This window comes from Clostridium sp. Marseille-QA1073, assembly GCF_054863625.1.
The window spans coordinates 14,664-31,393 of the sequence record NZ_JBSVQM010000036.1 but is presented as its reverse complement, the minus strand read 5'-3'; the positions used below and the strand labels follow the sequence as shown (position 1 = coordinate 31,393).

At 29.3% G+C, this 16,730-nt stretch carries 15 protein-coding genes and 1 tRNA gene; 10 read left to right on the top strand and 6 right to left on the bottom strand.

Going from position 1 to position 16,730, the window contains the following annotated elements; translation table 11 throughout:
• Positions 1-229 precede the first annotated feature (229 nt).
• The gene (locus tag ACY1IQ_RS19925; RefSeq protein ID WP_461615627.1) at positions 230-958 is read right to left on the bottom strand and encodes an HAD-IB family hydrolase; all 729 of its coding nucleotides are present in this window, start codon (positions 956-958) and stop codon (positions 230-232) included.
• 559 nt (positions 959-1,517) lie between these two features.
• On the opposite strand from ACY1IQ_RS19925, the gene ACY1IQ_RS19920 reads away from it, so the two are divergent.
• From ACY1IQ_RS19920 to ACY1IQ_RS19895, 6 genes are all read left to right on the top strand, one after another.
• Positions 1,518-1,593: transfer RNA gene (locus ACY1IQ_RS19920), tRNA-Trp, on the top strand.
• 733 nt (positions 1,594-2,326) lie between these two features.
• Positions 2,327-3,409 (top strand): ABC transporter ATP-binding protein, encoded by a 1,083-nt coding sequence (locus ACY1IQ_RS19915; protein WP_461615626.1) that lies wholly within the window; start codon positions 2,327-2,329, stop codon positions 3,407-3,409.
• Complete coding sequence (locus tag ACY1IQ_RS19910; protein ID WP_461615625.1) at positions 3,409-4,374, top strand: ABC transporter permease; 966 nt, start codon at positions 3,409-3,411, stop codon at positions 4,372-4,374. The genes ACY1IQ_RS19915 and ACY1IQ_RS19910 overlap by 1 nt, the downstream gene beginning before the upstream one ends.
• Positions 4,374-6,215: an extracellular solute-binding protein gene (locus tag ACY1IQ_RS19905; RefSeq protein WP_461615624.1), complete on the top strand. Its 1,842-nt coding sequence runs from the start codon at positions 4,374-4,376 to the stop codon at positions 6,213-6,215. The genes ACY1IQ_RS19910 and ACY1IQ_RS19905 overlap by 1 nt, the downstream gene beginning before the upstream one ends.
• 174 nt (positions 6,216-6,389) lie before the next feature.
• On the top strand, positions 6,390-6,860 hold the full coding sequence (tnpA, locus tag ACY1IQ_RS19900) for an IS200/IS605 family transposase (RefSeq protein WP_461612632.1): 471 nt from the start codon (positions 6,390-6,392) through the stop codon (positions 6,858-6,860).
• Between the two features lie 262 nt (positions 6,861-7,122).
• Positions 7,123-7,779 carry an HD domain-containing protein gene (locus ACY1IQ_RS19895; protein WP_461615623.1) on the top strand — a complete coding sequence of 219 codons (657 nt, stop codon included), beginning with the start codon at positions 7,123-7,125 and terminating at the stop codon, positions 7,777-7,779.
• Between the two features lie 220 nt (positions 7,780-7,999).
• Here the strand turns inward: ACY1IQ_RS19895 and pdxT are convergent, their stop codons facing one another.
• Together pdxT and pdxS are read right to left on the bottom strand one after the other, a co-directional pair.
• Positions 8,000-8,578, bottom strand: a complete 579-nt coding sequence (gene pdxT / locus ACY1IQ_RS19890) for a pyridoxal 5'-phosphate synthase glutaminase subunit PdxT (protein ID WP_461615622.1) — start codon at positions 8,576-8,578, stop codon at positions 8,000-8,002.
• Complete coding sequence (pdxS, locus tag ACY1IQ_RS19885; RefSeq protein WP_461615621.1) at positions 8,575-9,450, bottom strand: pyridoxal 5'-phosphate synthase lyase subunit PdxS; 876 nt, start codon at positions 9,448-9,450, stop codon at positions 8,575-8,577. The genes pdxT and pdxS overlap by 4 nt, the downstream gene beginning before the upstream one ends.
• Positions 9,451-9,562: 112 nt before the next feature.
• Here pdxS and pdxR point away from each other — a divergent pair, with 112 nt between their 5' ends.
• Positions 9,563-10,948: a MocR-like pyridoxine biosynthesis transcription factor PdxR gene (pdxR, locus tag ACY1IQ_RS19880; protein WP_461615620.1), complete on the top strand. Its 1,386-nt coding sequence runs from the start codon at positions 9,563-9,565 to the stop codon at positions 10,946-10,948.
• A 51-nt stretch (positions 10,949-10,999) separates the two neighbouring features.
• Here the strand turns inward: pdxR and ACY1IQ_RS19875 are convergent, their stop codons facing one another.
• The 3 genes from ACY1IQ_RS19875 to ACY1IQ_RS19865 form a co-directional block, all read right to left on the bottom strand.
• On the bottom strand, positions 11,000-11,257 hold the full coding sequence (locus tag ACY1IQ_RS19875) for a hypothetical protein (protein ID WP_461615619.1): 258 nt from the start codon (positions 11,255-11,257) through the stop codon (positions 11,000-11,002).
• A 489-nt stretch (positions 11,258-11,746) separates the two neighbouring features.
• Positions 11,747-12,226 (bottom strand): YbaK/EbsC family protein, encoded by a 480-nt coding sequence (locus ACY1IQ_RS19870; RefSeq protein ID WP_461615618.1) that lies wholly within the window; start codon positions 12,224-12,226, stop codon positions 11,747-11,749.
• 196 nt (positions 12,227-12,422) lie between these two features.
• A complete protein-coding gene (locus tag ACY1IQ_RS19865; protein WP_461615617.1) occupies positions 12,423-13,751 on the bottom strand; it encodes an FAD-binding oxidoreductase in 1,329 nt (442 codons plus the stop codon).
• Positions 13,752-13,999: 248 nt separating this feature from the next.
• On the opposite strand from ACY1IQ_RS19865, the gene ACY1IQ_RS19860 reads away from it, so the two are divergent.
• The 3 genes from ACY1IQ_RS19860 (at position 14,000) to ACY1IQ_RS19850 (ending at position 16,639) form a co-directional block, all read left to right on the top strand.
• Complete coding sequence (locus ACY1IQ_RS19860) at positions 14,000-14,272, top strand: DUF2087 domain-containing protein (protein WP_461615616.1); 273 nt, start codon at positions 14,000-14,002, stop codon at positions 14,270-14,272.
• Positions 14,265-15,050, top strand: coding sequence for a DUF2087 domain-containing protein (locus ACY1IQ_RS19855; RefSeq protein ID WP_461615615.1), 786 nt, complete (start codon positions 14,265-14,267; stop codon positions 15,048-15,050). Before ACY1IQ_RS19860 ends, ACY1IQ_RS19855 begins: the two co-directional genes overlap by 8 nt.
• A 278-nt stretch (positions 15,051-15,328) precedes the next feature.
• Positions 15,329-16,639: a hypothetical protein gene (locus tag ACY1IQ_RS19850; protein WP_461615614.1), complete on the top strand. Its 1,311-nt coding sequence runs from the start codon at positions 15,329-15,331 to the stop codon at positions 16,637-16,639.
• The last annotated feature ends 91 nt before the right edge of the window (positions 16,640-16,730 follow it).

The window sequence follows — 16,730 nt, the reverse complement described above, 5'->3', positions numbered from 1 at the left end:
TCCTAACTTATATGAAAAATTTACTACTAGAATTAATATTTTAAAAAAGCGAATACTCAATTTAATGTAGTATTCACTGATTATTATTTTAGTTAAGATATAGAGAAGAAGCTGAATTAAGTAGAATAATCCTATAAGCCTTAGCAGCTTAGCATTACTAATTTTTAAGCTTTTTAGGTTTGTAAACATAAAACCTCAGATAAATCTCTAAAAAATTTTTTAAAAAATATTATAAAAATTGTATATTATCTATATTTAAGTTATAAGTTACATCCTTTCTCTCAACTATAACTTTTATTTTATCCTTTACTTCTTCATCCTCCATAACTTTTGTTAAAAGCTCCTTAGTAGGATTTATACAGTAAGGTATTCCTACAGATTTAAACATGGTAAAATCGCCAGATGTATCACCATATGCATAACTTTTTTCAAGATCTATATCATATTTTTCTTTTAGTTCCATCAATGCTTTTTCTTTGCTTTCAGAGTCCCACATAGGGATTATATCACCTGTATAAGTTTCATTTTCATCTAGCAAGTATATTGAACCTCTATAATCATCCATATTGTATTTGCTTGACATCTCTCTTACAAGCTCAATTGGAGATCCAGATATAGCAATAACTATATGACCTTGTTCTTTATGCCATCTTATTCTCTCTCTTGAAAATGTATATACTCTATCACCTTTTTGCTCTATTACTTTTTTTGCAATGTAATCTATATGATGTCTGCTTATACCTTTTATAGCTTCTATATATATATCTACCATTTTTAACAAATAAGTATCGTAATCACCTTGTCTTTTATCCCATTTAATAAAAGATGGTCTAACTTCACTATACCATTTTTTTTCTTCTACTAATTCATATTTTATTATCTTTTTAAAAACTTCTGTTATTAAACCTTCTCTATATATTGTTCCATCAATATCAAAAAATGCTGCGATATTTCCCATAGTATTCACTCCTAACAATATTGAATTTTTTATATTTAATAATAGATTGTATCATATTATTAAATAATGTCAAAAAATAAATCATTATTTTAAAATATTAATATTTATATACATATATAAATATGCCAATTTAAAATTAATGTATACATTTAAATAATCCATACTTAATTATTGCTGTGCATTATGAATTAAATCCATCTTAGGGGAACAGTGCTGAAGCCCTGAAAGGGTTTCTTGAGGTACAGTATGGTTTGGACAAGACTCAAAATTTTTAAGCAATATTAATAGAGATAGCCAATATAATTAAAATAATAGTTAATGTATTACATAGTGTGCATATTACATAAAATACAGTGGTGGAATTAATTCTAAATTTCTCAGCTTCTGCTGAGAAATATCCACAATTGTAAATTTTGCATTGTGAATTGTGAATTAAGTTAAGTTTTCAGCTGTAAATTATGTATTAAATTAAGTTGTAAATTGTTTTAAAATATAAAGATACTGAACTATATTTATATTGACAATATATACTAAAATATGATAAGATAATCTTCGTTATAGGGGTATGGCTCAATTGGTAGAGTAGTGGTCTCCAAAACCATTGGTTGCGGGTTCGAGTCCTGCTGCCCCTGCCAAATACCTAATATTTTTTAGGTAACTTTTCTAAGGTAGTTAAATAATTTATAGCGTTTAAATTTGAGATATTAAAAATGTCCTTCAATTGAATTTGGGGGATATTTTTATGTATTTATGAAAAACATGAAATTTATAGAGATATTAGAATATAATATTATAAATCACTTGACTTAATGAGATAATTGTTGAGTAAATCAATTGTCTAAATTTACATTAAATAAATATAAATAAATTGTAGAATTTTCTTGATAGCTTTGGTATAATCTAAGCTGATAGCTTTATTATATAGGTTATCATTTTATAAATTTAAGAGATAAATATTAAAAATTTTATTTTGAGATAAGAGGGATATTATGAGTACGGATAAGTCGCTAAGTAGTAAAAACCAATTATTTAAAATAAATAAAGAAGAGGGGTTAATGGAGAAAATAGGAACAACAGCATCTTAATAAAGAAGGAATTTTAAACATTATTAAGATAACGTTGGTTAACGCTTTGGAGTTTGTCCTAAATTTATAAAGTAATTTATAATCCATATACAAAGACAGTTAGTTTTATCAAAGAGATAAATACTTATGAAATCTACACCCCTGCAATTTTTATGCATGGGGTTTTTTATTTTTATATAACATGATTTAAGGAATTTGATGATTTGCAATTAAAATTGTCAATTATACAAAGTTAGTAATTTAAATTTACATAAACAAACAATATAAGGTAGGGGTGATTTTCTTGATTGACGTAATGGTTCAATTAAAAGGTATTAGCAAAAGATTCGTAGGAAGTGATTCCTTAGCAGTTAAAGAGATTTCTCTAGATATTAGGAAGGGAGAATTTTTAACAATTTTAGGTCCCAGTGGGTGTGGTAAAACAACAACATTAAGAATGATAGCAGGTTTTGAAGATCCAAGTATAGGTTCTATCTTTATAGATAAAGAAGATGTATCAAAAGTACCTGCATACAAAAGATGTGTTAACACAGTATTCCAAAGTTATGCATTATTTCCTCATATGAATATTTTTGAAAATGTAGCTTTTGGCTTAAAAGTTAAAAATGTGTCAGAAAGTCAAATTAAAGCAAGAGTAAGTGAAATGTTAAAAATGGTTCAACTTGAAGGTTATGAAAATAGAATGCCAAATGAACTTTCAGGTGGTCAAAAGCAAAGGGTTGCTATAGCAAGAGCTGTTATAAATAATCCAAAAGTGCTTTTATTAGATGAGCCTTTAGGAGCATTAGACTTAAAACTTAGAAAACAAATGCAATTAGAATTAAAACAGCTTCAAAGAAAGTTAGGTATTACATTTATTTATGTAACTCACGATCAAGAAGAGGCATTAACTATGTCTGATAGAATTGTAGTTATGAATAAAGGTGTTATAGAGCATGTTGGTACTCCAGCAGAGATCTATGAAAAGCCAAGAACTAAGTTTGTTGCAAACTTTATTGGTGAAACTAATCTATTTGAAGGCATGATTTTAGAAAAAGGTGAAGACAGATATCTTATAAATAAAGATGCTGGAGAAGAAATATTAATAGCTGATTCTCCGATTTCTATGGCACAGGAAATTTGTCTTGCAATTAGACCAGAAAGAATTAAACTTTCAAATAATGTTGATATTGGAATGGTTGGAATAAAGGTAAATGTTAAAGAGAGAATTTATAATGGTTCGGTTATTAAAACCGTTGTTGTTACTAAAAATGGCATGGAGTTCGTTGTATCAGAACCTATAAGTGATGTATACTCCTTAGATGCCCATAATAAACCATACGTGTTTGCCACATGGAACCCTAAACACGCAGTGGTGGTACAATAATGTGGGGTAAACTTAGCAAAGCTTTTTCAAACTTTCTTGGAAAGCTATTGCATAGGACAGAAAATAAAAATGCTTCATTAGAGAGTCAAGAGGGTTTTAAGAGAAGGTTTTTAAAGTCTGCCCCAATATTTAAAACCATAGGTCCAGTCGCCATATGGTTAATTACATTTTTTATTGTTCCGCTACTTCTTGTGCTAATAGTTAGCTTTCTATCAAGAGGTGAATATGGAGATATCCAGTTACCTTTTACATTGGACAATTATAAAAGATTATTATCTCCTATATACGGACAAATATTAATCAAGACATTAATTATTTCTATTAGTACCACTGTAGGATGTTTAATTATAGGATATCCATTTGCATATTTTATAGGAAGAGCTAATAAAAAGTATAGAGGACTTCTATTACTTTTGGTTATACTTCCATTTTGGACTAATTCTTTAGTTCGTACCTATGCATGGATAATATTATTAAGAACGGAAGGGGTAATTAATACCTATTTAATGAGATTTGGATTTATTTCCAATCCAATACAAATGCTCTACACAGATGGTGCTGTGTTTATAGGAATGCTTTATATAATGCTACCGTTTATGGTACTTCCTATTTACACTTCTATAGAAAAATTAGATATGAGTTATATAGAAGCTGCCAATGATCTTGGTGCTTCACCATATAAAACTTTTAAAGAGATAACTCTACCTTTAACTATGCCTGGTATTGTAGCAGGATGTATGCTTGTATTTATACCAACATTAGGTTATTTCTTTATATCAGACTTAATGGGCGGAAGTAAGACAATGCTTATTTCTAACCTAATTAAAAATCAGTTCCTAACCTCCAGAGACTGGCCATTTGGTTCAGCTATAGCAGTAATTGTAATAATACTAATGCTCATAGCTATTGGCCTTTACTTTAAAGGAACTACACCGAAAAAGGGTGCAGAGGAGGTTAGTAGTTAATGGATAAGAAAAAAAATCTGTTAAGTAAAATATATGCAGCTTTAGTATATGGATTTTTATATTTACCAATTTTAGTTTTAATAGTATTTTCTTTTAATAAATCAAAATTAAATGCTACATGGTCGGGATTTACACTAGATTGGTATAAAAGTTTATTAAATAATGCTCAAATATTAGAGGCGCTAAAAAATAGCTTAATTATAGCCTTTGTGAGTACTTTTTTTGCAGTAGTTATAGGTACATTAGCAGCTATTGGTATGTATAGGTATAAATTTAAGGGAAAAAAGGTTATGGAAGGATTATTATATATTCCAGTGGTTATTCCAGAAATAGTTATGGGGATATCAATGCTTGCCTTTTTTTCCTTACTTAATTTAGAAGCAGGACTATTAACTTTAATACTTGCACATATAACATTTTGTATTGCTTATGTTATTGTAGTGGTTAGAGCAAGATTAGATGGATTTGATATTGCTTTAGAAGAGGCTGCACTAGATCTTGGTGCTACCCCTTGGCAGACTCTAACTAAGGTTACATTGCCAGTAATATCACCAGGGATTATAGCAGGAGGATTGCTTGCTTTTACTTTATCCTTAGATGATGTTATTATAAGCTTTTTTGCTTCTGGACCGGATAGTAATACACTGCCACTTAAGATATTTTCAATGGTTAAGTTTGGTGTTACTCCGGAAATAAATGCTCTATCGACAGTGATGATGGTATTTACTTTAAGTATGGTACTTATTGCTGAAGGTATAAGAAGAAATGCTCTTAAAAACAAGAAGATTAAAAAAGCATTATCAGCAGTAGTAGTTTCACTGATGGTATTTGGAGCAGGATTTATTATGTTCGGAAATGTAGGACAAACTGAAAAAGAAGTATTAAATCTATTTAACTGGTCTGAATTCTTACCTCAATCAGTTGTAGAACAGTTTGAAAAAGAATACAACGTAAAGGTTAATTACGCTACTTTTTCTTCAAACGAAGAAATGCTTGCAAAGCTTATGGGGGGAAATATACCTTATGACCTAGTAGTTACTAGTGACTATGCTATTGAGATAATGATTAAGCAGAATCTAATTCAAGAAATAGATAAGGCTAATGTACCTAATCTTGTGAACATAGATAAAAATGTATTAGATTTAGGGTTTGATCCTAATAATAAATATAGTCTACCTTATATGTGGGGAGGCAATTATATAGTAGTGGATAGAAGCAAGATATCAAAAGAAATTACATCCTTTGATGGATTATGGGATAGTGAGTTTAAAAATTCTATGGTTATCTTAGATGACCCAAGAGTTATTGTAGGTATGGCGCTTCAAAAGAATGGATATTCTATAAACACTACAAATCCTGAAGAACTTAAAAAGGCGAAGGAAGATTTGATAAAGCTAATGCCAAACATAAAAGCTTTTGATAGTGAATCGCCAAAAACATTATTAATAAATGGAGAAGCTTCAATAGGATATGTATGGGGTACAGAAGCATATCTTGCCAAGCTTGAGAATCCTAATTTGGAAACAGTTCTAACAAAAGAAGGAGTAGTTCCACAGTATGACAACTTTGTTATACCAGCAAAGGCTAAAAATAAGAAATTAGCAGAGGAATTTATAAACTTCATTTATAGACCAGAAATTAGTGCTCAAGTATCTGAAGAGTTCCCTTATGCAAACCCAAATCAAGCAGCTTATCCTCTAATTGATCCAGGTAAGTTAAATGACATAGCTGTTTATCCACCAAGAGAGGCAGTAGAAGGTAATGAACTTATTAAAGATGTAGGAGAAGCTACAAGATTATACGACGATATATGGACTGAAGTTAAAAATAGTAAAAAGTGATAAACAATTAAGCCTTGGGAAACCAAGGCTTAATTTATTGTATAAAAGAATACCACAGGTTATACCTGTGGTTCTAAAAAGCTTTTAGCTATGAGTATAAAAAAAGATCCTCCTTTAGTAAAATAAGTATTAGGTTTGCCGACCAATACTTGAAATACAAAGGAGGAGTTCATAATGAACAATAACAGTTTAGCACATAGCAAATGGAATTGTAAATATCACATAGTGTTTGCACCTAAGTATAGAAGACAAATAATATATGGAAAGATAAAAGTTGATATTGGAGTAATATTGAGAAAGTTATGTGAACATAAGGGTGTAGAAATAATAGAAGCAAATGCATGCAAGGACCATATACACATGTTAGTTAGTGTTCCACCTAAATTAAGCATAGCTCAGTTTATGGGATACTTAAAAGGAAAAAGTTCTCTTATGATTTTTGATAGACATGCTAATCTAAAATATAAGTATGGAAATAGACAATTTTGGTGCAAGGGATATTATGTTGATACAGTTGGGCGTAATAAAAAAGTAATTGAAGAATATATAAAAAATCAAATACAAGAAGATATAGCATATGAGCAATTGAGTTTAAAAGAATATATTGACCCGTTTACGGGTGAGCCAGTAAAGAAGAGCAGATAAAATAAACCCCTTTAGGGGTAGTTAGTAAAAATTTGCGGTTGGCAAACCGTTCGGCGTGCGAGCAGCACAGCTAGTAATATGCCCTTATAGGGCTAAAGCAAACCACCCGTTTTACGGGTGGTCCTGATTGATAAATTCTAGAATTATATCTTTTATTAAAATACATAATATTCATATTCATCCAAGCTTTAAAAAATATATTGATTTACGAACATATGTTTGATAAAATTATAATAAAATTAGCTATTAATGGGGGATAGATATGGATATAATACATAAAAGGATTAGAGAAATTGTAGAAAAGGAATTGTCATGTTCGGCACACAACCTTGATCATGTACTTAGAGTGTATAATCTATGTATGTTTTTATCAAAATACGAAGAAAATGTAGACATGGAAGTTCTTATTCCAGCAGTATTACTACATGATATTGCTAGAGTTAGAGAGAGTAAAGATAAAACAGGAGAAATTGACCATGCTATATTGGGAAGCGAAATGGCAGAGGGTATATTAAGAGATTTAGAATATGAAGAAGATAAAATTGAAAAGATAAAGCATTGTATTATTACACATAGATTTAGAACTGATAATAGACCTAAAACAATAGAAGCTAAAATACTTTTTGATGCGGACAAACTTGATGCACTTGGTTCAATTGGAATTGCTCGCTGTTTTATGCTTGCAGGGCAATTTGGACAAAGTTTATCAGTAAAGAATCCAATAGATACAAATACTTCAGAAAATGGAAGATTAAAAGATATTTCAAAGCATTCAGCTTTTATTGAATATGAAGTGAAATTTAAGAAAATTCCAGAAAAATTGCATACTAAAAAAGCAAAAGAAATTGGTATTGAACGATTAAAATTCATGGATGACTTTTTTAAAAGATTAGACTTGGAGATGGAAGGGGTTCAATGATTTAAATGTAATCTAGAGAAAAGAATTATTTAGAACAGATTGAAATATGCTACAATACTTATAAAGGTAGCTATTATGAAATGATAAAAAATATAAGAGATTAATTTATAAAGCATGAAGGAATTTAAGAAAGATACCTATATCCTTCATGCTCTTTATTTATCTATAAGAATATATGAAAAGATAATATATATTGTAATTCATATTATACTTGAATTTTTTAAATATAATTACTTTCAGATATCATATTTAAAAAGTATTTATGAACCTGCATATCATCAGTTAGTTCAGGATGAAAAGCTGTAACTAACATATTATCTTGTCTTGCAGCTACAATATTTCCATCTATCTTAGCTAATATATCTACAGTATCTTTACAGGAGATGATATAAGGAGCACGGATAAAAACCATAGGAATTTGTCCGATACCTTTGAAATCTGCAAGCTTCATAAAGCTTCCTAACTGTCGTCCATAACCATTTCTCTTCACAATAGTATCCATAGAGTTAAGGTAGGTTGCATTGTGACCACTTATCTCTTTAGATAATAGAATAAGTCCTGCACAAGTACCGAATACAGGTAATCCCTTATTTATTGCAGATTGTATTGGTTCTAGTAAATTAAGTTCAGTTAATAATTTACCAATAACTGTGCTTTCACCACCAGGCAGAATTAATCCGCTTAAGTCTTCTGTGAAATCTTTAAATTGTCTAATTTCACAGCATTCTACACCTAATTGACGTAAAACTTTAATATGCTCAATGAATGCTCCTTGTAGACATAATACACCTATCTTCATTGTCCACGCTCCGCCATTAATAATTCTATTTCTTTTTCATTGATTCCAACCATAGCTTCACCAAGATTTTCAGATAGTTTAGCTATTAAATCAGCATCCTTATAGTTTGTAACTGCCTGCACTATAGCAGTAGCACGTTTTTCAGGATTACCAGATTTAAATATACCAGAACCAACAAATACACCTTCAGCACCAAGCTGCATCATCAATGCTGCATCTGCTGGAGTTGCAATACCACCAGCGGCAAAATTAACAACCGGTAATTTCCCGTTTTCATGAACATATTTAACTAATTCATAAGGAACTGCTAATTCCTTTGCAACTATATATAATTCATCATCTCTTTTTGAAGTAATAGCACGGATATCACTCATAATTTTTCTCATATGACGTACTGCTTGTATAATATCTCCTGTCCCCGGTTCGCCTTTAGTACGTATCATAGATGCACCTTCATTAATGCGGCGTAGTGCTTCGCCTAAATCTTTTGCTCCACACACAAAAGGAACATTAAACTGTTTTTTATCAATATGATAAACATCATCTGCTGGAGATAAAACTTCACTTTCATCTATATAATCAATTTCAATAGCTTGTAAAATTTGAGCTTCTGCAAAATGTCCAATACGAACTTTTGCCATAACTGGGATAGAAACAGCTTCTTGAATACTTCTAATCATAGCAGGATCACTCATGCGAGAAACACCTCCGGCAGCTCTAATATCTGCAGGAATACGTTCTAGTGCCATAACGGAGCATGCTCCAGCAGCTTCTGCTATTTTTGCTTGTTCTGGTGTAGTTACATCCATAATTACTCCACCTTTTAGCATTTGTGCTAAGTTTTTATTTAATTCATATCTTTCCTGAGCCATGTTAAAACCTCCATAATCTTGACAATTTTCTTGAAATAATAATATAATACATCTGATATGCCTTCAATAACCAGAATTCAATTATTTAATAATGCCAGATAGGAGTTATGTTATGATTACAGTAATATTTAATGATAAAAAAGAAGAGCCTCTTTATGAGCAGCTTTATATGCATATAAGACATATGATTGAAGAAGGTTCGTTAAAAGCAGGTGAAAAACTTCCTTCTAAAAGAGCATTTTCTTCACATTTGCAAGTTAGCCAAGTTACTGTTGAAAATGCATATAATCAGCTTAAAGCAGAAGGATATATTAATGCTGTAGAAAAAAAAGGGTACTATGTTCAACAAGTTGAATTTATACCTAAAATAAAATCAAAAGTTGAATTGGAAGTAAAACATGAAATTCAATCTTTCGATGATATAAAGTTTGATTTAAAAACAAATACCGTAGATACTAGTAATTTTCCTTTTTCAGTTTGGACAAGACTAATGCGTGAATGTCTTAACAACGAGGGTGATTCCTTGCTTAAACCTGTACATCCTCAAGGTGACATTGAATTGCGCAATGTAATAGCAAAATACCTTCAAGAATTTCGTAATATGAATGTATCAGCGGAACAAATAGTTTTAGGTGCAGGTTCAGAATATTTATTGGGGCTTATAACAGAAATGCTTCCAGATCACGCTTATGCAGTGGAAGACCCAGGATATTATAAAACTTCTCGTATTTTACAAAGTCGTAAAGTAAATATGTATTCAATTCCAATGGATAAAGAAGGAATGTGTATTGATGAACTTAAAAATACTCCTGCTACTGTTGTGCAGGTGACTCCATCACATCACTTTCCACTTGGAACGATAATGAGCATTAATCGCAGAAGACAGCTTTTGCAATGGGCTTCACAAAGTGATCAAAGATATATTATAGAAGATGATTATGATAGTGAATACCGATTTGTGCTAAAACCTATTCCAACGCTGCAAAGCTTGGATCATAATGATAAGGTAATTTATTTGAATACTTTTGCTAAAACCCTTGCTCCTTCTTTACGTATCGGATATATGGTACTACCTAAAAAGTTACTGTTACATTACAGAGAACAACTTATGTTTTATTCCTGTACAGTTTCAGAGTTTGAGCAGCGTACTTTAAGAGCTTTTATACAAGGTGGTTACTATGAGCGCCACTTGAATCGTATGAGAAAAATATATAAAAACCGTAGAGATGCATTTTTAGAGGGATTAATGCCTTTAAGCCATATGATTTCTATAAGTGGAGAGGATGCGGGGATGCACCTTCTTTTACAAGTAAATAATGGCATGAGTGAAGCTCAGCTTATTGAAAGTGCAAAGAATAAAGGTGTTGGAGTTTATGCTTTGTCTAATTATTATATCGAAAAAGTTCAAGATACAAAAACCGTTGTAGTAGGATATGCTTCTTTTACTCCCTTAGAATTAAAAAAAATAGCTTCTCTCTTAGTAGAAGCTTGGAAATAAAATTATTAAAGAAATAATTTTAAATATCTTTAAAAAATATAAATTTTGCCATTAGTACCATTTATTAATAGTTTTAATAATAATTAAAATAATTAACATTACACCAAAAGCTTTATCCCAAAATTTACTAAATGGTGCAACTAGAATAAGTAAACCTAATGCAAGCATACTGTAGTAACTTACTGCTCGCAGGTAAGGGGCAAATTGACTAAATTTAAATAAGAATAAAGGAATAGCCGATGATACCAAAAGTAATAAATGTATTAACATTAACTTTTTGATTATAGTTTCTAAAGAATGTTTCGACATATGTTCAGATACCCCCTTGCATACATTTAATATATAGGGATACAATGTGAAAACTTAATATATACTCTGGAAAATAAATTTTCTATAAAAGCAGTTTAATCCCTTAAAAATTAAGGATTAATAATTAAGAATGAAAAATTTAGGATGAAATTCACCTTTAGTGAATTTCTTAAAATAAAATTTATTCTCAAAAAACTTCAAAAGTCTTAGCCGTGAAGTTTTAACCATAATTCTTCATCTTTCATTCTTAATTTTTCATTCATAGAAAAGAATTTTTGTTATGAAAATTAAAATCATGCATAAGTTAAATTTTCATTAGGGAACCCTATAATAATTCTATCTAAAAAATTTTATTATATGCAACTTATCCACATTTCTGTGGATATATTGATTGAAAAATATGAAAATTGTTGATTAAAATTTATATAAATATAGAGTTTTATATAAACTAAAGCCACAAAACATATATAAGCATTTTGTGGCTTTAGTTTATTTTATAGATATTATATCTCCATTTGTTATTTCTGCTAGAATTTTTGGCGTAAGTTTAAAAACAGCATGTGGTGTTCCAGCAGCAGCCCATATTTCTTCATATTGCATTAAATCCTCATCAATTAAAGTAGTAATAGAGGTTTTGTGTCCAATCGGTGGGATGCCTCCTATGGCAAAGCCTGTATGAGTTAGTACAAAATCTGCATCTGCTTTTTCTAGTTTTTCTCCTAAATGTTCTTTAATTGCCTTTTCATTTACTCTATTAGTACCGCTTGCTACTATTAATATAGGTCTTTGAGAGGTTTTTCCTTTGAAAATTAAAGATTTAGCTATTTGACTTACATTACAGCCTATTGTATTTGCTGCCTCTTGTGCAGTACGAGTAGAATCAGATAGTTCAATTACATTAAGTTCAAATCCAAACTCATTAAGTACACTTTGAACTTTTTCAGCACTTTTACTTAAATTAGATGACATAATCTTTTCCTCCTTATATTCTTTAAATTTATATAATACACTTGATAATTAAATAATATAGAAAAGATAAAAAGGATTATATGAAATATATTATACAAAAGTATATTAGAACATACAACTTGGTGCTGCATATATAGAAAAACTTAAGATAAAAGCATTAATTAATAAATAACTAATGCTTTACTTTAATTTAAATTTAAATACTAAAAGGTTCTATTGATTGTGGGAATTTAAATATATTTAAAGGATCGTATTCAGTTTTAACTTCTCTAAGCCTTAAATAGTTATCTCCATAATATTGATTTTGCCAATCTATAATATCAAAATCAGTAAAACCTCTATAGGTGCCTATTCCAACATGATCTAATAGAGCTTTAACACTGCTTGTCCAATTAATGTTATCTTCTCTATATCTCTCTGAAGTCCATACAGATTTTATTTCTAGTAAATACAATGAGTCTCTATGAACAAAGGCAGTGTCATTTGGATCAATGTCACTTACATTTCCGTTAAGCCCTATAAACTCATAGAATCGGCTATAATTCTTAGGAGAATTTATCATTTTATCTTCTAAAGATTCTAATATACATCTATTAAGTGGCTCATATATAAAAGAGCCTGTTGCTTTAAATTTTTGAGGGTTAGGGCATCCAACATTCCACTTTTCTATAGCTTCTCTATATGGAACACATTCTATTTCTACAGATTTTGTTGGAGCAACCTTTATAAGTGGCCTTATTATACATTCCAATTCTTCTTTGCTTCCAAAAAACTGTCCTTGTGATGATAATAATATATCACCACAAGGGTCTTTTTCATAAACTACACTAGTTGTTAATCTGACATCAGCATAAGGGGTTAGCTCTTGCCAAAGCTCTAATACATCAACAAAGTATTTGCTGTTCCAAGTTATAACATAAGTTGAAACATTGCATACAGGAGTAATTTTATAAGTTAATGAAACTACTACTCCAAAATTTGAGGCAAGTCCACCTCTTACAGCCCAAAATAAATCATCATTACAACATTCATTTGCAACTATTTTCTTACCTTCATAATTTATTAATTCTACTTCTAATAAATTATCACAAGAAAGTCCTAGTAATCTTGATGCAAATCCTACACCACCACAAGTAGTTAGACCACAGAAGCCTGTATCTTTGCATGTTCCAGCAGGGATAGTATAACCTTTGCTTATTAAGTCAGAGTACATCTTTCCATTTGTTATTCCACCACCAAACTTAGCAGTATTATTTATTCTATCGATAAAAGTATAATTAATATTACTAATATCTATTACTATTCCTCTATTTACATTTGAATTTGCCTCATAATCATGTCTTCCACTTCTAATTCTAAATGGAATGCATTCTGATATTGCATATTTTAATGCATTTATGACATCTGCTTCAGAAAAACAGAAAACTATAATGCAAGGAAATTTTCTAAAAGCTAGATTTAAATCTCTACTAGCTTCTAAATATAGGGGATTACCTTTACGAACAACTCCGCCTGTTAAATACATTGTATATCTCCTTTCAAAATTAATCTCAATACATATTATGAATTTTAAACGTCTTTGATATATTTAATTAAATAAGAAAAGTGATAATAATCAAGCTGCATCCTTTAAATATAATACTTAATATATAAACATAATATGAATTTATCTATGTATAAATAGACGAATTATAAAATTGATTATATAATTATACTTATAAATGATATTTATTGGGATAAATATATTAATTATGGAATTAGGAGATGAACATTATGGGGAATATAGAAAGATTTCTTGATGATAAAGGTAGAATAAAAATTTGGCCTGCTAAAAAAGAGCTAAAGGTTGAAATTCTAAGTTATCTTGCTAGTAAATTTGAATATAATTATTTTTATACTGAGAAAGAAGTTAATAGCATAATTAATGAGTGGCACACATTTGAAGATTATTTTCTACTTAGAAGAGGATTAATAGATTATAAACTATTATCTAGAGAAAAAGATGGTTCGAAATATTGGAGAGAAGGAGAATACATTGATGAATAAGAGTGATGAAGAAATAAAAAATAATGAGGAATTTTGGAACGCGACAATAGATGATATAAAAAATGGATATATTCAAAGTGATGACAATATTAAATGTTTAATTTGTGGAGAAAATTTTACTATTGGTAAAATATATAAAATTGATTCAGAGTTTTATGAAGCAAAAAAAGCTGCTGAAATTCATATAGAAGAGAAACATAATTCAATGCTACAATATTTATTAAATATGAATTCAAGTTTTACCGGAATTTCAGAGGTACAAAGAGAAATAATAAATCTCTTTTCACAGGGATTATCAGATAAAGAAATATCTAATAAGTTAGACGTTGCCACTTCTACTATAAGAAATCATCGTTATAAATTAAGAGAGAAAGAAAAACAGGCAAAATTATATTTAGCTATTATGGACTTATTAGCTCAAAGTACTAACAAAAAGATAAATAAGCTTGATAAAGGAACTATATGTGATGCCCATAAGACAGCAACTACATTAGATGATAGATTTAATATAACTGATGAAGAGAAGATACAGGTTATAAATAATTATATGGATAAAAATGGGGTATTAAAAAGTTACCCATCAAGGGAAAAGAAAAAAATTATAATTTTAGAAGAAATAATGAAAAAATTTGAAAGTAGCGTAATTTATTCAGAAAAAGAAATAAATGAGATATTAAAGACAGTATATGATGATTTTGCAACTATAAGAAGAGCACTAATTGAATACGGTTTTCTAAGCAGGTCTAATGATTGTAGAGGTTATTGGGTTAAAGAATAAATAAGATTATATAGATTGTCGACATTATTAAATTCTTATGCATTTTAGATAAAATTTTAAGATATAAATTATTTATATATAAGTTTGAAAATATAGCAACTAAAAGAATATTACCATATTTGAATGAAAGTATAATAAGTTTTGTTAATCCTAGAATACTTAAAAGACAGGTATTCTAGGATATTTTTATGAAAAAATTGGGAGATTTTACAATTTGGAAACAAGTTAAAGTTAGTTTGTAAAAACCATTTGATAATATAAGATTAGGGGGGAGAGGCATGAATAAAAAAATATTATGTACAGTAGTACTTTTAAGTTTGACTACGCAGCTAATTGGTTGTAAACAGAAGGATGAAGAGTCAGTTAAAAGAATAGTTCTTGAAAGTGATGTAAGAAATCCCAAAATAGAAGAAAAAAATAATAATCCAAAAGTAACAGTAGAAAAGATAAATTTAAAATTAGACGAAGGAGATTATTTTGAACCAGCTTTTTATCATGAAGGGGAGGTTTATGGAGTTATTGATAAAGGATGTGGAACAATATCAGATTTAGATAAAGCTACAGTAACTCATCCAATAGCAGGATATATGAAAGAGTATTTATATAAAGTAGATGATAATAATAATTTAATAAAAACTTCAAAGGAAGTTTTTAAGCGTGTATGGGGAGCTAAAGTACTAGGAGTCAAATTGTTTGAAGATGATAAAGTATTTAGCATAGATTATAAAAAGGAAGATAAAATTAAGGAAATTCCTGAACTGACAAAGATAATAAATGAATTGAAAGAACGTAGCGAGTATGATAGTGCGTGCCATATTAGACTTAATTCAGATAATGAAAACTATGTAGAGATTTATATAACAACGGCATCTAATAAAGAAAAGCTATACTTATATGATATGAAAAGTAAGAAACTCTATGATGTTCATGATAAAGAATATGAAAAAAATGGATGTCTTAACACTCTTCATTATGTAGATTCACTACAATCCTTAGTGTGGATAAATAAAGATTTAAAAGTTTATAAATTAAAATTAGAAAAAGAAAATGCTTTTTTTGAATCATATATTAATTTAGATAAGTATATTGGGTCAAATCAAAAAGGTAAAATAGATAATGTAAGGGGAGTAATGATAAATAGTGATGAAATGCTGATTTTCCAAGATGAATATGTAAGTGAAGTAGGTCCTTATTTATATCATCCTATTTATAAAACTATTTCTATCAGTAAGTTTAATTTTAAAACTAATCAATATAGGGTATTATTTGAAGCACCAGATGGCATCAATATGTGGGCAGAATATATAGGAAATAATATGCTGGACATAGAAGAGTTTAAGCAAAATGAAAAAAATGTAGAATCCATAATCCCTATAAATAGATATATTAAAGAGATAAGAAATGATGAGCTAAACGTTATATATAAAGAGAAAACTGAGAATGAAGGTGAAACATCATATCCTTATGTATATATTGCATTAAGCGAAGATGGAACAGAATTATTTTTAGCTAGACATTTAACTAAATTTGAAGATACTATAGAAACAACAAAAGATATTGTATATAAAAAATACACAATTAGATACTAGAAGTCTAAAGGTTTTAGCTCATGTGATGTGGAGAACATTGATAGAATCAAGGTTTTAATATATAATTTTTATATATACAAAATATTGAAAT